Genomic DNA, 14,660 nt, shown 5'->3' with positions numbered 1-14,660 from the left:
ATATCGTTAAGCCGTGAAGACCTTCGACGAGCTGTACTCCGAGCTCCAGCAGAAGGCCGCGGCGCGCCCTGACGGCTCGCGCACGGTCGAGCTGCTGGACGGCGGGGTGCACGCGATCGGCAAGAAGATCGTCGAAGAGGCCGCCGAGGTGTGGATGGCGGCGGAGTACCAGTCCGACGAGGAGACGGCCGAGGAGATCTCGCAGCTCGTCTACCACCTCCAGGTGCTCATGGTCGCGAAGGGGCTGGCGCCCGCAGATGTCTGGCGACATCTGTAGGAGAGCCGCAGCATCCCCTTTCCCTCCGACCCAAAGGATCCCTTCGCCATGCTGAGAGTCGCCGTTCCCAACAAGGGCTCGCTGAGCGAGACCGCCGCCGAGATGCTCGCCGAGGCCGGATACGCCGGCCGTCGCGACCCGCGAGCCCTGAGCGCCCTCGACTCGCGCAACGACGTCGAGTTCTTCTATCTCCGTCCCCGCGACATCGCCACCTATGTCGGCTCCGGCGCCCTCGACGTGGGCATCACCGGGCGCGACCTGCTGCTCGACTCGCGCAGTGAGGCACGGGAGATCGCGACGCTCGACTTCGCCCAGTCCACTTTCCGCTTCGCGGCCCCTCCGGGGCGCTTCGCGGAGCTCTCCGATCTCGCCGGGGTGCGCATCGCCACGAGCTATCCGGCGCTCGTCGGCGACTTCCTCGCTCGCAATGGCGTCCAGGTGACCATGGTCGGGCTGGATGGCGCAGTCGAGTCCGCGGTCAAGCTCGGAGTCGCGGATGCCGTCGCCGATGTCGTGGAGACCGGGTCGACGCTGCGCGCCCAGGGCCTGGAGATCTTCGGACCGGTCATCCTCGACTCGACGGCCGTCCTCGTGAGCGCGAAGCCCGACCTCCCCGGCATCGCCACGCTCCAGCGACGGCTGCAGGGCGTGCTCGTGGCTCGCCAGTACGTTCTCCTCGACTACGACGTGCCGCTCGATCACCTCGAGGCCGCGACCAAGATCACTCCCGGCCTCGAGAGCCCGACCCTGTCGCCCCTGCACGACCCCCAGTGGGTCGCGGTCCGCGCGATGGTGCCGCGGGCCGAGACGAACCACGTCATGGACGAGTTGTACGAGGTCGGCGCGCGCGCGATCCTCGTGAGCGCGATCCACGCGGCCCGGATCTGACATGGGCGTCGCAGTCCGCGTGATCCCGTGCCTCGACGTCGCGGACGGGCGCGTCGTCAAGGGCGTCAACTTCCTCAACCTGCGGGATGCGGGCGACCCGGTCGAGCTGGCCCGCAAGTACTACGAGCAGGGTGCCGACGAGATCACCTTCCTCGACGTGACGGCGACGGTCGACAACCGCGCGACGACCTATGACGTCGTGCGCGCGACGGCCGAGCAGGTGTTCATCCCGCTCACGGTCGGGGGAGGCGTGCGGTCGGCCGAGGATGTTGCGCGACTGCTCGCGAGCGGCGCGGACAAGGTCGGGGTCAACAGCGCCGCGATTGCGCGCCCCGACCTCGTCGGCGAGATTGCCGACCGATTCGGTGCCCAGGTGCTGGTGCTGAGCCTCGACGTCAAGCGGTCTGGGGGACGGTTCGTCGTGACGACGCACGGCGGCCGGACGGAGACAGATCTGGATGCGCTGCAGTGGGCGCGCGAGGCGATCGAGCGTGGCGCGGGGGAGCTCCTCGTGAACTCCATCGACGCCGACGGCACGAAGCGGGGATTCGACCTCGAGCTCATCGAGGCGATGCGCGACGTGAGTTCGGTTCCAGTGATCGCCAGCGGCGGTGCCGGAGCGGTGGGGGACTTCGCCCCGGCGATCGGCGCGGGCGCTGATGCCGTGCTCGCGGCATCCGTGTTCCACAATGGGGAGCTCACGGTGGGCGACGTCAAACACGCCCTCGACGCGGCGGGAGTGGTGACTCGATGACGGCGATCACGGCGGACACGGTCGGCGAGGTGCTTGCGCGCACCCGGTTCGGAGAGGGCGGCTTGCTTCCCGCGATCATCCAGCAGGAGGGTACGAAGGACGTCCTCATGCTCGGGTACATGGATGCGGAGGCGCTGCGCCGAACCCTCACGGAGGGCCGGGTCACGTTCTGGAGCCGCAGCCGCCAGGAGTACTGGCGCAAGGGCGACACGAGCGGCAATCGCCAATTCGTGCGCGGCGCCGCTCTCGACTGCGACGGCGATGCCCTGCTCGTCACCGTCGTGCAGCACGGCCCCGCGTGCCACACCGGCGCCCACTCCTGTTTCGACGTCGATTCCCTCGAACCCCAGCTCGGAGAAGCCGATGACTAGCACGACGACCCGCGAGGACTTCCAGTCGAGACTGGCGGCCGGCCACCGCGTTGTCCCCGTCCTGCGCGAGCTGTTCGCGGACGGGGAGACCCCGGTCGGCATCTACCGCAAGCTCGCCGCGGGCAAGCCGGGGAGCTTCCTGCTGGAGTCGGCCGAGCAGGGCGGTATCTGGTCGCGGTTCTCCTTCGTGGGGGTCTCGAGCTTCGGGGTGCTGACCCAGGACGGCGACACCGCGGCGTGGCTCGACTACGGTCTCGGGGCCGACCGCGCGCTGGGGGAGTCGCCGACCGCGCCCCTCGAGGCGCTCGCTCACCTCTACGAGCGATGGAGCACGCCGCGTGTCGACGGGCACCCGCCCCTCACCGGCGGCCTCGTGGGGTTCATCGGGTGGGAGGCGATCCGCCAGATCGAGCGCCTGCCCCACGTCCCGCGCGCGGACTTCTCAGTTCCGGGACAGGCCCTTTCCTTCGTCTCCGAGCTCGTCGTCATCGATCACCGCTTTGGTACGGTGCTCCTGATCGCCAGCGCGCTCGGCGACGGCGTGCAGTCCGAGGAGGAGCTCTGGCTGGATGCCCAGTCCCGGCTCGACTCGATGCAGGCGGGACTCGGCGAACCGAGCGAGGCCTGGTTGGCGGAAGTCGACCTGTCGATCGCTCCGAAGCCGATCCCGCGCGTGCCGAAGTCTGACTTCGTGGCGGCGATCGAGCGCTCGAAGGAGTACATCCGCGACGGCGACGTCTTCCAGGTGGTGGTCTCGCAGCGGTTCGATCACGAGATAACGGCCGAGCCGATCGACGTCTATCGAGTGCTTCGGACGCTGAACCCCTCTCCGTACATGTACCTCTTGACTCTCGTCGATCCCGCGGGGGAGCCGTACTCGATTGTCGGCTCGAGCCCCGAGGCGCTCGTGAAGGTGTCGACGGGCCGCGTCTACATGCACCCGATCGCAGGATCTCGGCCGCGCGGCGCGGCTCCCGAGGAGGACCTCGACCTCGCCGAGGAGCTCCTCGCCGACGACAAGGAGCGTGCCGAGCACCTCATGCTCGTGGACCTCGCCCGCAACGACCTCCAGAAGGTCTGCCTGCCCGGCACTGTCGAGGTGACCGAGTTCATGCAGGTGGAGCGGTTCAGCCACATCATGCACCTGGTCTCGTCGGTTGAGGGCGATTTGCGACCCGATGCGAGTGCGGTGGATGTCTTCCGCGCCACGTTCCCCGCAGGCACTCTCTCGGGCGCGCCGAAGCCGAGAGCGCTCGAGATCATCGACGAGCTGGAGCCAGCACAGCGCGGCGTCTACGGTGGGGTGGTCGGCTACCTCGACTTCGCGGGCGACGCCGACCTCGCCATCGCGATCCGCACGGCGACGATCGTCGGCGGTCTCGCGCGCGTTCAAGCCGGAGCCGGTCTGGTGGCCGATTCCGACCCGGACGCCGAGCACCTCGAGTCCCAGAACAAGGCCGCAGCGCCCTTGCGGGCCGTCGCGGTCGCGAACGCGATGCGCCGCATATCGTGACCGGTCAGCGCGTCAAGCTCGCGATCCTCCTCGGAGGACTGATCGCGAGCGGTCTCGTGCTCGTCGGGTGGACGCAGTCGTGGTTCGCTCTCGAGCTGTCGTCCGGCCCGTCACTCGCTGTCACGGGAGATGTCGCTGCCGGGGGCCTCGCCGCGCTCGCCCTCAGCGGCCTCGCCCTCGGCGCCGCCCTCGCGATCGCGGGACCGGTGTTCCGGGTCATCCTCGGCGCGCTCGAGGTGGCGATCGGCGGTCTCGTCACGCTCTCGGCGGCTCTCGCGATCACCGACCCCGTGCGGGCGTCTCTCACCGCGATCACCGCCGCGACGGGGGAGAGCGGCGAGGAGTCGGCGAGACAGCTCGTGTCGGAGGTGACGGCCACGCCGTGGCCGGCCCTCGCTCTCGCGCTCGGCGTCGTCCTCGCGCTCCTCGGACTCCTCGTCGTCATCACCTCGCGGCGCTGGCCCCTGTCGTCGCGCAAGTATCAGGCCGCTCGGCTCGAGCCCGCCGAGAGCGAGCGCTCAGCGGTGGGGGATTGGGATGCGCTCAGTGACGGTCGCGATCCGACATGAGCGCGACCGAGCATCCCGCTAGAATCGACGCAAGCCTCAACGAACGGAGATCGATGAACGAGTCAGACCCCGGCCACGGAAACTCGCCGGCCGCCTGGACCGCCGTCATCATCATGCTGCTCGGCTTCGCGGTCGGCACCGTCGCCTTCTTCCTGGACGTGGCGTGGCTCGTCGTCGCCTCCGCAGGTCTCGTCGTCGTCGGCGCCCTCGTGGGCTGGATCCTGGCCAAGCTCGGCTACGGCGTGGGCGGGTCCCGACTGACTCCCAAGGCGCACCACTAGAGTGCTCGCCGACCTCGTAGCCGGAGCTCTCCACGACGCTTCGGAGCGTCGTGCTGCTCGCAGTCTCGCCGACGTCGAGACGGATGCCCTCGCGCGCCCCGCGGCCCTCGACGCGCTCTCGGCGCTCGCGCCCCGCGACACAGTCCGCGTCATCGCGGAGGTGAAGCGCGCGAGCCCCTCTCGCGGTTCGCTCGCGGACATCCCCGATCCTGCCGCTCTCGCCGCCGCCTATGAGACGGGCGGGGCGAGCGCGATCAGCGTGCTCACCGAGGGTCGCAAGTTCAAGGGCTCTCTCGCCGACCTCGAGGCGGTCCGGGCGTCGGTGGCGGTCCCGGTTCTCCGCAAGGATTTCATCGCCGACCCGTACCAGGTCTTCGAAGCCCGCGCCGCCGGAGCCGACCTCGTCCTCCTGATCGTCGCGGCCCTCGAGCAACCCCTCCTCACGGAGCTGTTCGACCTCGTCAACCAGCTCGGCATGACACCGCTCGTGGAGACGCACTCGGCCGACGAGGTCGAGCGCGCACTCGATCTGGGTGCTGATCTCGTGGGAGTGAACGCCCGCGACCTCAGTACTTTCGAGCTCGATCAAGACCTGTTCGGCCGACTCGTCGACCGCATCCCCTCGGGCGTCATCCGCGTCGCGGAATCGGCCGTGAAGACCCCGGCGGACGTCGCCCACTACCGGAGGGCGGGCGCCGACGTGGTCCTCGTCGGCGAAGCCCTCGTCACCGGCGACCCCGTCGCCACTCTCACGGAATTCCTGGCGGTCTGATGGCACTGCGCGAAGAACTCGGTCCCTACTTCGGCGAGTACGGCGGCCGCTTCGTCCCCGAATCGCTCATCGCGGCGCTCGACGAGTTGGACGCCGCCTACCAGGAGGCGAAGACGGACCCCGCCTTCCAGGCCGAGCTCGCCGCCCTGCACCAGTCGTACACGGGTCGGCCGTCGATCATCACCGAGGCTCCGCGATTCGCGGAGCACGCGGGCGGCGCGCGGACCATCCTCAAGCGCGAGGATCTCAACCACACGGGCTCGCACAAGATCAACAACGTGCTCGGCCAGGCGCTCCTCGCGAAGCGGCTCGGCAAGACGCGGCTCATCGCCGAGACCGGAGCCGGCCAGCACGGCGTCGCGAGCGCGACGGCGGCAGCGCTCTTCGGCATGGAGTGCGTCGTCTACATGGGCGAGGTGGACACGCAGCGTCAGGCCCTCAACGTCGCGCGCATGCGGCTGCTGGGAGCCGAGGTCGTTCCCGTGAAAACGGGCTCACGCACCCTCAAGGACGCGATCAACGACGCGCTGCGCGACTGGGTCGCCAACGTGGACTCGACCCACTACCTGCTCGGCACGGTTGCCGGGCCGCATCCGTTCCCGGTCATGGTGCGCGACTTCCACAAGATCATCGGGGAGGAGGCGCGGCAGCAGGTGCTCGACCTCACCGGTCGTCTGCCCGACGCCGTGACGGCATGCGTCGGCGGCGGCAGCAACGCAATGGGCATCTTCCACGCCTTCCTGGACGACCCGGACGTTGCCCTGTACGGGTTCGAGGCAGCGGGCGAGGGACACCTCACCGAGAAGCACGCCGCGACGATCACGCGCGGTCGGCCGGGTGTGCTGCACGGCGCCCGCAGCTACATGTTGCAGGACGAGGACGGCCAGACGATCGAATCGCACTCGATCTCGGCGGGCCTCGACTATCCGGGAGTCGGTCCGGAGCACGCGTGGCTCAATGACATCGGTCGAGCCAGCTACCTGCCCGTCACGGACGCCGAGGCGATGGATGCCCTGCGCCTGCTCGCGCGGACGGAGGGCATCATCCCCGCGATCGAGTCCGCCCACGCTCTCGCCGGTACCCTGCGGCTCGGTCGCGAGCTCGGTCCGGATGCGATCATCCTCGTGAACCTGTCCGGCCGCGGCGACAAGGACATGGAGACCGCGGGAGCCTACTTCGAGCTCTTCGACGCGAACGGAGCCGCCGAGTGAGCGCCGTCGAGTCGGTCATCGCCGCGCGCAAGGCCGCAGGCTCCGGCGCCCTCGTGGGGTACCTGCCCGTAGGGTTCCCGACCTTCGACTCGAGCGTCGACGCTGCGGTCGCTCTCGCGGACAACGGCGTCGACGTCATCGAGCTCGGTCTGCCGTACTCCGATCCGGTGATGGACGGCACGGTCATCCAGGAGGCCACTCAGACGGCACTCGCCGGCGGCTTCCGCCTTCGCGACGGTTTTGAGGCAGTCCGCCGGATCACGAGCCGCACGGACGTGCCCGTCCTGGTAATGACCTACTGGAACCCCGTGGTGCAGTACGGGGTCGACCGCTTTGCGGACGATCTCCTTGCCGCCGGGGGAGCGGGGCTCATCACCCCCGACCTCATCCCGGACGAAGCAGGCGACTGGCTGTCCGCCTCGGATCGGACGGGTCTCGACCGCGTCTTCCTCGCGGCGCCCTCGTCGACGGATGCCCGACTCGCGCAGTCCGTCGAGTCGAGCCGGGGCTTCGTCTACGCCGTCTCCACCATGGGCATCACGGGCGCACGGTCGGACGTCGACTCGGCCGCCCGATCGCTCGTCGCGAGACTTCGTGCGGCCGGCGCGACGTCGACGTGTGTGGGGCTCGGCATCTCGACCGCGGACCAGGTGCGCGAAGTCCTGGAGTACGCGGACGGCGCGATCGTCGGGTCCGCGCTCGTTCGCGCTCTCGCCGACGGCGGCGTCGACGCCGTCGCCCGCACGGCGGCCCAGCTCGCAACCGGTACTAGACTCGCGTAGTTCCCCTCCCTAGAAAGGTGATCGGCTTGTCGATCGTGCCGCTCAGCATCCCGAGCCCTCCCGATGACTGGAAGGAGCTCAACATCACGTCGTGGTTGGAGAGCACCTTCGGGTGGGATCTGCCCTTCACCTTCCGAATCACGACGTACGCGCTGATCATCCTCTTCGGCATCATCGTCGCGACGTTCTGGACGAACCGGCGCCTGCGCGCCAAGGGCGCCGAGCCGTGGATCGTGCTCGACGTCATCATCTGGGCGGTGCCGCTCGGGCTCGTCGGAGCGCGCGCCTACCACGTGCTCACTCACCTGAGCGACTACTTCTATGAGGGCTCCGACCCGTGGAGCCTGTTCAACGAGAGCGGGCTCAACCCGAACAGCGTGTGGGCGATCTGGAGCGGCGGCAACGCCATCATCGGGTCGCTCATCGGCGGCGCGGTCGGCGCATGGATCGGCTGCCGGCTGACGGGCTTGCGCTTCTGGACCTTCGCGGATGCCCTGGCCCCCGCCATCCTCCTGGCCCAGGTATTCGGGCGCCTCGGCAACTACTTCAACCACGAGCTCTTCGGCCTGCCCACCGACCTTCCGTGGGGCCTCGAGATCGAGGCATCCAACCCGGCGTTCCCCGTCGGTCTGCCGGAGGGAACGCTCTTCCACCCGACGTTCCTCTACGAGATGATCTGGAACACCGTCGGCATCGTGTTCCTGCTCACGATGGAACGCCAGTTCCGGCTCGTGAAGCGCACGGTGCTCGGGCTGACCGTGCCCGTTCCGGTGGGCGACGCGAAGCCGCGCCTGCAGTGGGGCACGCTCTGGGCGCTCTACATGGTCTGGTACGGCGTCGGCCGCATCTGGTTCGAATCCATCCGGGTCGACCCGAGCCAGGTCTTCCTCGGCATTCGCGCGAACGTGTGGGGCGCCATCGCGCTCGTCGTTGCGGGCATCATCCTGTTCCTCGTTCAGCGCCGACGCCACCCGGGTGTTGAGCCGAGCCCGTATCGGCCGGGTCGCGAGTGGACTCCCGAGGGTGCTGTAGACTCCGAAGCGACCTATTCGGACACCGACGATGACAGCGATGAGGCTGCGACGGGGTCTGAACTGGCCGCCACAAGCGGAGCCAAATCCTCGCCCTCATAAATCAGGGGGTCGTTTCCCACTTGGGCCGCCGACGTCCCGCAGTTCCAGCACCATCGTGAGGACGGTAGCCATGGCTCTCACGCCAGTATTCGAGCGGTTCAGCTCCACCCCGGAGGCGACGGGTCTCTATGACCCGCGCAATGAGCGCGACGCCTGCGGCCTCGCCATGGTTGCGACGCTGCGCGGAAGCGCGGGGCACGACATCATTCAGACAGCCCTGAGCTCGCTGCGCAACCTCGAGCACCGCGGTGCCGTCGGGTCCGATGCGGGGACCGGCGACGGCGCCGGAATCGTCACGCAGATCCCCGACGGCTTCCTCCGCGAGGTCGTCGACTTCGCCCTGCCACCGGTCGGCCGCTATGCCGTCGGAATGGCGTTCCTGCCGACGGACGACTCCGAGCGCGCCGCCATCAAGTCCGGCGTCGCCGAGCTCGCTGCCGCGGAGGGCCTCACTGTGCTCGGCTGGCGCGCAGTGCCCGTGGAGCCGAGCAATCTCGGGAACCTCGCCCGCGGAGCCATGCCCGCGTTCGAGCAGCTCTTCCTCCAGTCGCTGCGCACCGATGAGAAGGGGCCGATTGGCGGCCTCGACCTCGAGCGCCAGGCATTCCGGCTGCGCAAGCGCGCCGAGCACACCCTTCACGTCTACTTCCCGTCGCTCTCGTCGCGCACGCTCGTCTACAAGGGCATGGTCACGACCCTCCAGCTCGAGCCGTTCTACCCGGACCTCTCGGACGAGCGCTTCGTATCGAAGCTCGCCCTCGTGCACTCCCGGTACTCGACGAACACCTTCCCGTCCTGGCCGCTCGCCCAGCCGTTCCGGATGATCGCCCACAACGGTGAGATCAACACCGTGCAGGGTAACCGGAACTGGATGCGCGCCCGTCAGTCCCAGCTCGAGAGCGAGCTGCTCGGCGACATCCGGTCGATCCTGCCGATCAACACGCCGGGCGCGTCCGACTCCGCCTCCTTCGACGAGGTCGTGGAGCTTCTGAACCTCGCGGGGCGCAGCCTCCCGCACGCGATGATGATGATGGTTCCGGAGGCCTACGAGAACCAGGTCGACATCGACCCGGCTCGTCGCGCCTTCTACGAGTACCACTCGACCCTCATGGAGCCGTGGGACGGCCCCGCCGCGCTCGTCTTCACCGACGGGTCGCTCGTGGGGGCCACGCTCGACCGAAACGGATTGCGCCCGGGGCGGTACCTGGTGACCGACGACGGTCTCGTGGTCCTCGGCAGCGAGATCGGTGTTCACGACGTCGAGCCGAGCAAGATCGTGCGCAAGGGCCGACTGCGCCCGGGCAAGATGTTCCTCGTCGACACGGCCGAGGGCCGCATCATCGAGGACGACGAGGTGAAGTCCCAGCTCGCCGCCGCCCAGCCGTGGGGAGAGTGGCTGGAGACCAACCGGATCGCCCTCAAGGATCTCCCGGAGCGCGAGCACATCGTGCACACCCCGGCCTCCGTCGTCCGCCGGCAGCGCACCTTCGGGTACACCGAGGAAGAGGTGCGCATCCTCGTGTCCCCGATGGCCCAGAACGGCGCTGAGCCGCTCGGCGCCATGGGGTCGGACACCCCGATCGCGGTCCTCTCGGAGCGGCCGCGCCTGATCTTCGACTACTTCACGCAGCAGTTCGCTCAGGTCACCAACCCGCCGCTGGACTCGATCCGTGAAGAGGTCGTCACCTCGATGCGCCTCGGCCTCGGCCCGGAGCGCAACCTGCTCGCGGCCACCCCCGAGCATGCTCGGCAGGTCGCCCTCGACTTCCCCGTGATCGACAACGACGAACTCGCGAAGATCCAGCACATCGACGCTCACTCGGGCGCGCGGCGGGCGGTCACCATCAAGGGGCTCTACCGCGTCGACAAGGGCCCGAAGGCGATGGAGAAGCGGCTCGCGAAGATGTGCGAGGAAGTCGACGACGCCATCCGGCAGGGTGCGGAGTTCATCGTGCTGTCGGACCGCGACTCCAACAAGGACTACGCTCCGATCCCGTCGCTGCTCATGCTCGCGGCGGTGCACCATCACCTCATCCGCGAGGAGACCCGGATGCGGGTGGGCCTCATCGTCGAGGCCGGGGACGTGCGCGAGGTGCACCATGTCGCGCTCCTCGTCGGCTACGGGGCATCCGCGATCAACCCGTACCTGGCGATGGAGACCGCAGAGGAGCTCGTCCGCTCCGGGATGATTCAGGGCATCACCCCCGAGAAGGCCGTCAAGAATCTCATCAAGGCTCTCGGCAAGGGCGTTCTCAAGATCATGTCCAAGATGGGCATCTCCGTCGTCGGCTCGTACGCCGGCGCGCAGGCATTCGAGGCGGTCGGTCTGTCCCAGGAGTTCGTGGACCAGTACTTCACCGGCACCTCGAGCCTCTTGGGCGGAGTGGGAATCGACGTGATCGCCCGCGAGAACGCGGAGCGCCACGCGGCGGCCTACCCCGAGGACGGCGCGACGAGTGCCCACGAGCGACTCGCAACCGGAGGCGAGTACCAGTGGCGTCGCGAGGGACCGCCGCACCTGTTCAACCCGGACACCGTGTTCCGGCTCCAGCACGCGACGCGGTCCAAGCGCTACGACATCTTCCGCGACTACACCCGGCTCGTCGACGAGCAGGCCGAGAACCTCATGACGATGCGCGGGCTCTTCAAACTTCGCACCGGGGTCCGACCTGCCGTGCCGATCGACGAGGTCGAGCCGATCGAGTCCATCGTCTCGCGCTTCAACACGGGCGCGATGAGCTACGGCTCGATCAGCAAGGAGGCGCACGAGACGCTCGCGATCGCCATGAACCGCCTCGGCGGCCGGTCGAACACCGGGGAGGGCGGCGAGGACGTGGAGCGACTGCTCGACCCCGAGCGCCGCTCGGCGATCAAGCAGGTGGCGTCGGGGCGCTTCGGCGTCACGAGCATGTACCTCACGCACGCGACCGACATCCAGATCAAGATGGCCCAGGGTGCGAAGCCGGGCGAGGGCGGGCAGCTGCCCGCCGGCAAGGTGTATCCGTGGATCGCGCGGACGCGCCACGGGACGGCGGGCGTCGGTCTGATCTCGCCGCCGCCTCACCACGACATCTACTCGATCGAGGACCTCAAGCAGCTGATCTTCGACGTCAAGCGCGCCAACCCGCAAGCCAGAGTTCACGTGAAGCTCGTGAGCCAGAACGGCATCGGTGCGGTAGCGGCCGGTGTCACGAAGGCGAAGGCCGATGTCGTGCTGGTCTCCGGCCACGACGGGGGCACGGGCGCTAGCCCGCTGAACTCCCTCAAGCACGCGGGAACGCCGTGGGAGATCGGCCTCGCGGAGACGCAGCAGACCCTCATGCTCAACGGGATGCGCGACCGCGTCGTCGTGCAGGTCGACGGCCAGATGAAGACGGGCCGCGACGTCATCGTCGCCGCGCTCCTGGGCGCCGAGGAGTACGGCTTCGCGACCGCGCCGCTCGTCGTCTCGGGCTGCATCTTGATGCGCGTCTGCCATCTCGACACGTGCCCTGTGGGTGTGGCCACCCAGAACCCCGAGCTGCGCTCGCGCTTCACCGGAAAGCCGGAGTTCGTCGTCAATTTCTTCGAATTCCTCGCACAGGAGGTGCGCGAGTACCTGTCGGAGCTGGGATTCCGGTCGCTCGACGAGGCGATCGGCCACGCCGAGCTGCTCGACGTGGACCGCGCGGTCGAGCACTGGAAGGCCGACGGCCTCAACCTGGAACCCATCCTCGTAGGCCCCGAGTTCGATGAGGACGAGCCTCGCTCGAACCGGGTCGGCCAGGACCACGAGCTCGATGAGCACTTCGACCGCCACATCATCGCCCAGGCGCAGGGGGCTCTCGAGAGCGGTACCCCGGTCGTCGTCGAGCTCCCGATCCGCAATACGGAGCGTGCGGTCGGCACAATGCTCGGTCACGAAGTCACCCTGCGTCACGGCGAGAACGGACTGCCGTCCGGCACGATCGATGTCCGGCTGACGGGCACGGCCGGTCAGTCGCTCGGGGCCTTCATGCCCTCCGGAATCACCCTGCGTCTCGAGGGGGACTCTAACGACTACGTCGGCAAGGGCCTGTGCGGAGGGGAGATCGTCATCCGTCCGCACCGCGACAGCGTCTTCCCCGCCGAGCGCAACGTCATCGCCGGCAACGTGATCGGCTACGGCGCCACGCAGGGCAGCATGTTCCTGCGCGGCATCGTGGGCGAGCGGTTCCTCGTGCGCAACTCGGGCGCGACGGCCGTCGTCGAGGGGGTGGGGGACCATGCCCTCGAGTACATGACGGGAGGACTCGCCGTCATCCTCGGCGGGACGGGCCGCAACCTCGGAGCGGGTATGTCGGGCGGAACCGCCTACATCTACGACCTGCGACCCGAGCGCGTGAACCCCGACTCGATCGCCTCGGGCGAGCTCGAACTGCTCCCGCTCGGCAGCGGGGACATCGAGATCCTCCGCGACCTGCTCCAGCGGCACGTCGACGAGACCGACTCCGCCGTCGCGGCGAGGATGCTCGAGAACCTCGAGGAGTCCGCTCAGCGGTTCACGAAGGTTCTGCCTCGCGACTACGCGGCGGTCATGCAGACGCGACAGACCGCAATCGACGAAGGACTTGACCCCGACGGTGACATCGTCTGGGGACGCATTATGGAGGTGACCGGTGGCTGACCCGAAGGGCTTCCTCAAGGTCCAGGAGCGGGAGCTTCCCGCTCGACGCCCCGTCGCGCTGCGGCTGATGGACTGGAAAGAGGTCTACGAGCAGCAGGACCCGTCGCAGCTTCGGCGACAGGCCGGCCGCTGCATGGACTGCGGAGTGCCGTTCTGCCACCAGGGCTGCCCGCTCGGCAACCTGATCCCCGAGTGGAACGACCTCATGTGGCGTGGCGAGAGCGCCCAGGCGATCGAGCGGCTCCACGCGACGAACAACTTCCCGGAGTTCACCGGTCGCCTCTGCCCGGCTCCGTGCGAGAGCTCGTGCGTGCTGGGGATCAACCAGCCACCGGTGACGATCAAGCAGGTCGAGGTCTCGATCATCGACCAGGCGTTTGCGAACGGGAACGTCACACCGCACCCGCCGGAGCGCCTCACGGGCAAGACCGTGGCGGTCGTGGGGTCCGGTCCCGCGGGTCTCGCAGCCGCCCAGCAGCTGACGCGCGCGGGTCACACGGTCGCGGTGTTCGAGCGGGATGACCGCATCGGCGGTCTGCTGCGGTACGGCATCCCGGACTTCAAGATGGAGAAGAAGCACATCGAGGCGCGGCTCGCCCAGATGCAGGCCGAGGGCACCCGCTTCCGAGCCGGTGTCGAGATCGGTGTGGACATCTCCTGGTCGGACCTGAAGGCGCGCTACGACGCGGTCGTCATCGCCACCGGAGCCATGGTGCCGCGCGACCTGCCGATCCCGGGGCGCGACCTCCTCGGCGTCCACTTCGCGATGGAGTACCTCGTCCAGGCGAATCGCGTCGGCGCCGGAGACTCCGTTCCGGACCAGATCACGGCCGAGGGCAAGCACGTCGTCGTCCTCGGCGGTGGCGACACCGGAGCCGACTGCATCGGCACCGCGCACCGTCAGGGCGCCCTCTCCGTCACGAACCTCGCGATCGGCAAGCAGCCTCCGTCAGAGCGACCCGAGCACCAGCCGTGGCCGATGTCGCCGACGCTCTTCGAGGTCTCGAGTGCGCACGAGGAGGGCGGCGAGCGGGTGTACCTCGCGTCGACCGTCGAGTTCCTGCGCAATGACGCCGGGGAGGTTCGAGCGATCCGCGTGGCCGAGACCGAGTACCTCGACGGCCGCCGTGTGCCGAAGTCGGGAACCGAGCGAGAGATCCCCGCCGACCTCGTCCTCCTGGCCCTCGGGTTCACGGGACCGGAGCAGGAGAGCATCGCCGAGCAGCTCGCTCTCCCGTTCGAGGCGACCGGCACCGTCGAGCGCGACGCCGACTACCAGACGAGCGAGTCCGGCGTCTTCGTCGCCGGCGATGCGGGTCGCGGTCAGTCGCTCATCGTCTGGGCGATCGCCGAGGGGCGCGCTGCCGCCGCCGCGGTCGACCGGTACCTTGAGGGGCACACGCAGCTGCCGTCGCCGGTGCGCCCCACCGATCGGGCAATCGCTCTCTAGACCAGCACCACCCC

Annotated in this window: 13 protein-coding genes; all 13 read left to right on the top strand. The window is 68.8% G+C overall.

Annotation, left to right across the window (positions count from 1 at the left end; genetic code table 11):
• The first annotated feature begins 13 nt into the window (after positions 1–13).
• The 13 genes from Q5716_RS07160 (at position 14) to Q5716_RS07100 (ending at position 14,646) form a co-directional block, all read left to right on the top strand.
• Positions 14–277, top strand: coding sequence for a phosphoribosyl-ATP diphosphatase (locus tag Q5716_RS07160; protein WP_305002391.1), 264 nt, complete (start codon positions 14–16; stop codon positions 275–277).
• A 48-nt stretch (positions 278–325) separates the two neighbouring features.
• On the top strand, positions 326–1,165 hold the full coding sequence (gene hisG / locus Q5716_RS07155; protein ID WP_305002390.1) for an ATP phosphoribosyltransferase: 840 nt from the start codon (positions 326–328) through the stop codon (positions 1,163–1,165).
• Between the two features lies 1 nt (position 1,166).
• Positions 1,167–1,919: an imidazole glycerol phosphate synthase subunit HisF gene (gene hisF, locus Q5716_RS07150; RefSeq protein ID WP_305002389.1), complete on the top strand. Its 753-nt coding sequence runs from the start codon at positions 1,167–1,169 to the stop codon at positions 1,917–1,919.
• Positions 1,916–2,290 carry a phosphoribosyl-AMP cyclohydrolase gene (hisI, locus tag Q5716_RS07145; protein ID WP_305002388.1) on the top strand — a complete coding sequence of 125 codons (375 nt, stop codon included), beginning with the start codon at positions 1,916–1,918 and terminating at the stop codon, positions 2,288–2,290. Before hisF ends, hisI begins: the two co-directional genes overlap by 4 nt.
• On the top strand, positions 2,283–3,803 hold the full coding sequence (locus tag Q5716_RS07140; RefSeq protein ID WP_305002387.1) for an anthranilate synthase component I: 1,521 nt from the start codon (positions 2,283–2,285) through the stop codon (positions 3,801–3,803). The genes hisI and Q5716_RS07140 overlap by 8 nt, the downstream gene beginning before the upstream one ends.
• A complete protein-coding gene (locus Q5716_RS07135) occupies positions 3,800–4,372 on the top strand; it encodes a Trp biosynthesis-associated membrane protein (RefSeq protein ID WP_305002386.1) in 573 nt (190 codons plus the stop codon). Before Q5716_RS07140 ends, Q5716_RS07135 begins: the two co-directional genes overlap by 4 nt.
• Before the next feature lie 53 nt (positions 4,373–4,425).
• Positions 4,426–4,653, top strand: coding sequence for a DUF6704 family protein (locus Q5716_RS07130; RefSeq protein ID WP_305002385.1), 228 nt, complete (start codon positions 4,426–4,428; stop codon positions 4,651–4,653).
• Position 4,654: 1 nt separating this feature from the next.
• A complete protein-coding gene (trpC, locus tag Q5716_RS07125; RefSeq protein WP_305002384.1) occupies positions 4,655–5,425 on the top strand; it encodes an indole-3-glycerol phosphate synthase TrpC in 771 nt (256 codons plus the stop codon).
• The gene (trpB, locus tag Q5716_RS07120) at positions 5,425–6,636 is read left to right on the top strand and encodes a tryptophan synthase subunit beta (protein WP_305002383.1); all 1,212 of its coding nucleotides are present in this window, start codon (positions 5,425–5,427) and stop codon (positions 6,634–6,636) included. Before trpC ends, trpB begins: the two co-directional genes overlap by 1 nt.
• Positions 6,633–7,418 (top strand): tryptophan synthase subunit alpha, encoded by a 786-nt coding sequence (gene trpA, locus Q5716_RS07115; protein WP_305002382.1) that lies wholly within the window; start codon positions 6,633–6,635, stop codon positions 7,416–7,418. The genes trpB and trpA overlap by 4 nt, the downstream gene beginning before the upstream one ends.
• 26 nt (positions 7,419–7,444) lie before the next feature.
• Positions 7,445–8,551: a prolipoprotein diacylglyceryl transferase gene (gene lgt / locus Q5716_RS07110; RefSeq protein WP_434056593.1), complete on the top strand. Its 1,107-nt coding sequence runs from the start codon at positions 7,445–7,447 to the stop codon at positions 8,549–8,551.
• A gap of 70 nt (positions 8,552–8,621) precedes the next feature.
• Positions 8,622–13,196 carry a glutamate synthase large subunit gene (gene gltB, locus Q5716_RS07105; protein WP_305002381.1) on the top strand — a complete coding sequence of 1,525 codons (4,575 nt, stop codon included), beginning with the start codon at positions 8,622–8,624 and terminating at the stop codon, positions 13,194–13,196.
• A complete protein-coding gene (locus Q5716_RS07100; protein ID WP_305002380.1) occupies positions 13,189–14,646 on the top strand; it encodes a glutamate synthase subunit beta in 1,458 nt (485 codons plus the stop codon). Before gltB ends, Q5716_RS07100 begins: the two co-directional genes overlap by 8 nt.
• Positions 14,647–14,660: the final 14 nt, after the last annotated feature.

Source organism: Antiquaquibacter soli, assembly GCF_030580675.1.
Classification (GTDB): domain Bacteria; phylum Actinomycetota; class Actinomycetes; order Actinomycetales; family Microbacteriaceae; genus Rhodoglobus; species Rhodoglobus soli.
The sequence above is the reverse complement of the archived record's forward strand: the minus strand, read 5'-3'. Positions and strand labels throughout refer to the sequence as shown.

Excerpts from the sequence above, each read along its gene's own strand:
- hisG (WP_305002390.1), top strand. The coding sequence starts at position 326 with ATGCTGAGAGTCGCCGTTCCCAACAAGGGCTCGCTGAGCGAGACCGCC.
- hisF (WP_305002389.1), top strand. The coding sequence starts at position 1,167 with ATGGGCGTCGCAGTCCGCGTGATCCCGTGCCTCGACGTCGCGGACGGG.
- hisI (WP_305002388.1), top strand. The coding sequence starts at position 1,916 with ATGACGGCGATCACGGCGGACACGGTCGGCGAGGTGCTTGCGCGCACC.
- Q5716_RS07140 (WP_305002387.1), top strand. The coding sequence starts at position 2,283 with ATGACTAGCACGACGACCCGCGAGGACTTCCAGTCGAGACTGGCGGCC.
- Q5716_RS07130 (WP_305002385.1), top strand. The coding sequence starts at position 4,426 with ATGAACGAGTCAGACCCCGGCCACGGAAACTCGCCGGCCGCCTGGACC.
- trpB (WP_305002383.1), top strand. The coding sequence starts at position 5,425 with ATGGCACTGCGCGAAGAACTCGGTCCCTACTTCGGCGAGTACGGCGGC.
- gltB (WP_305002381.1), top strand. The coding sequence starts at position 8,622 with ATGGCTCTCACGCCAGTATTCGAGCGGTTCAGCTCCACCCCGGAGGCG.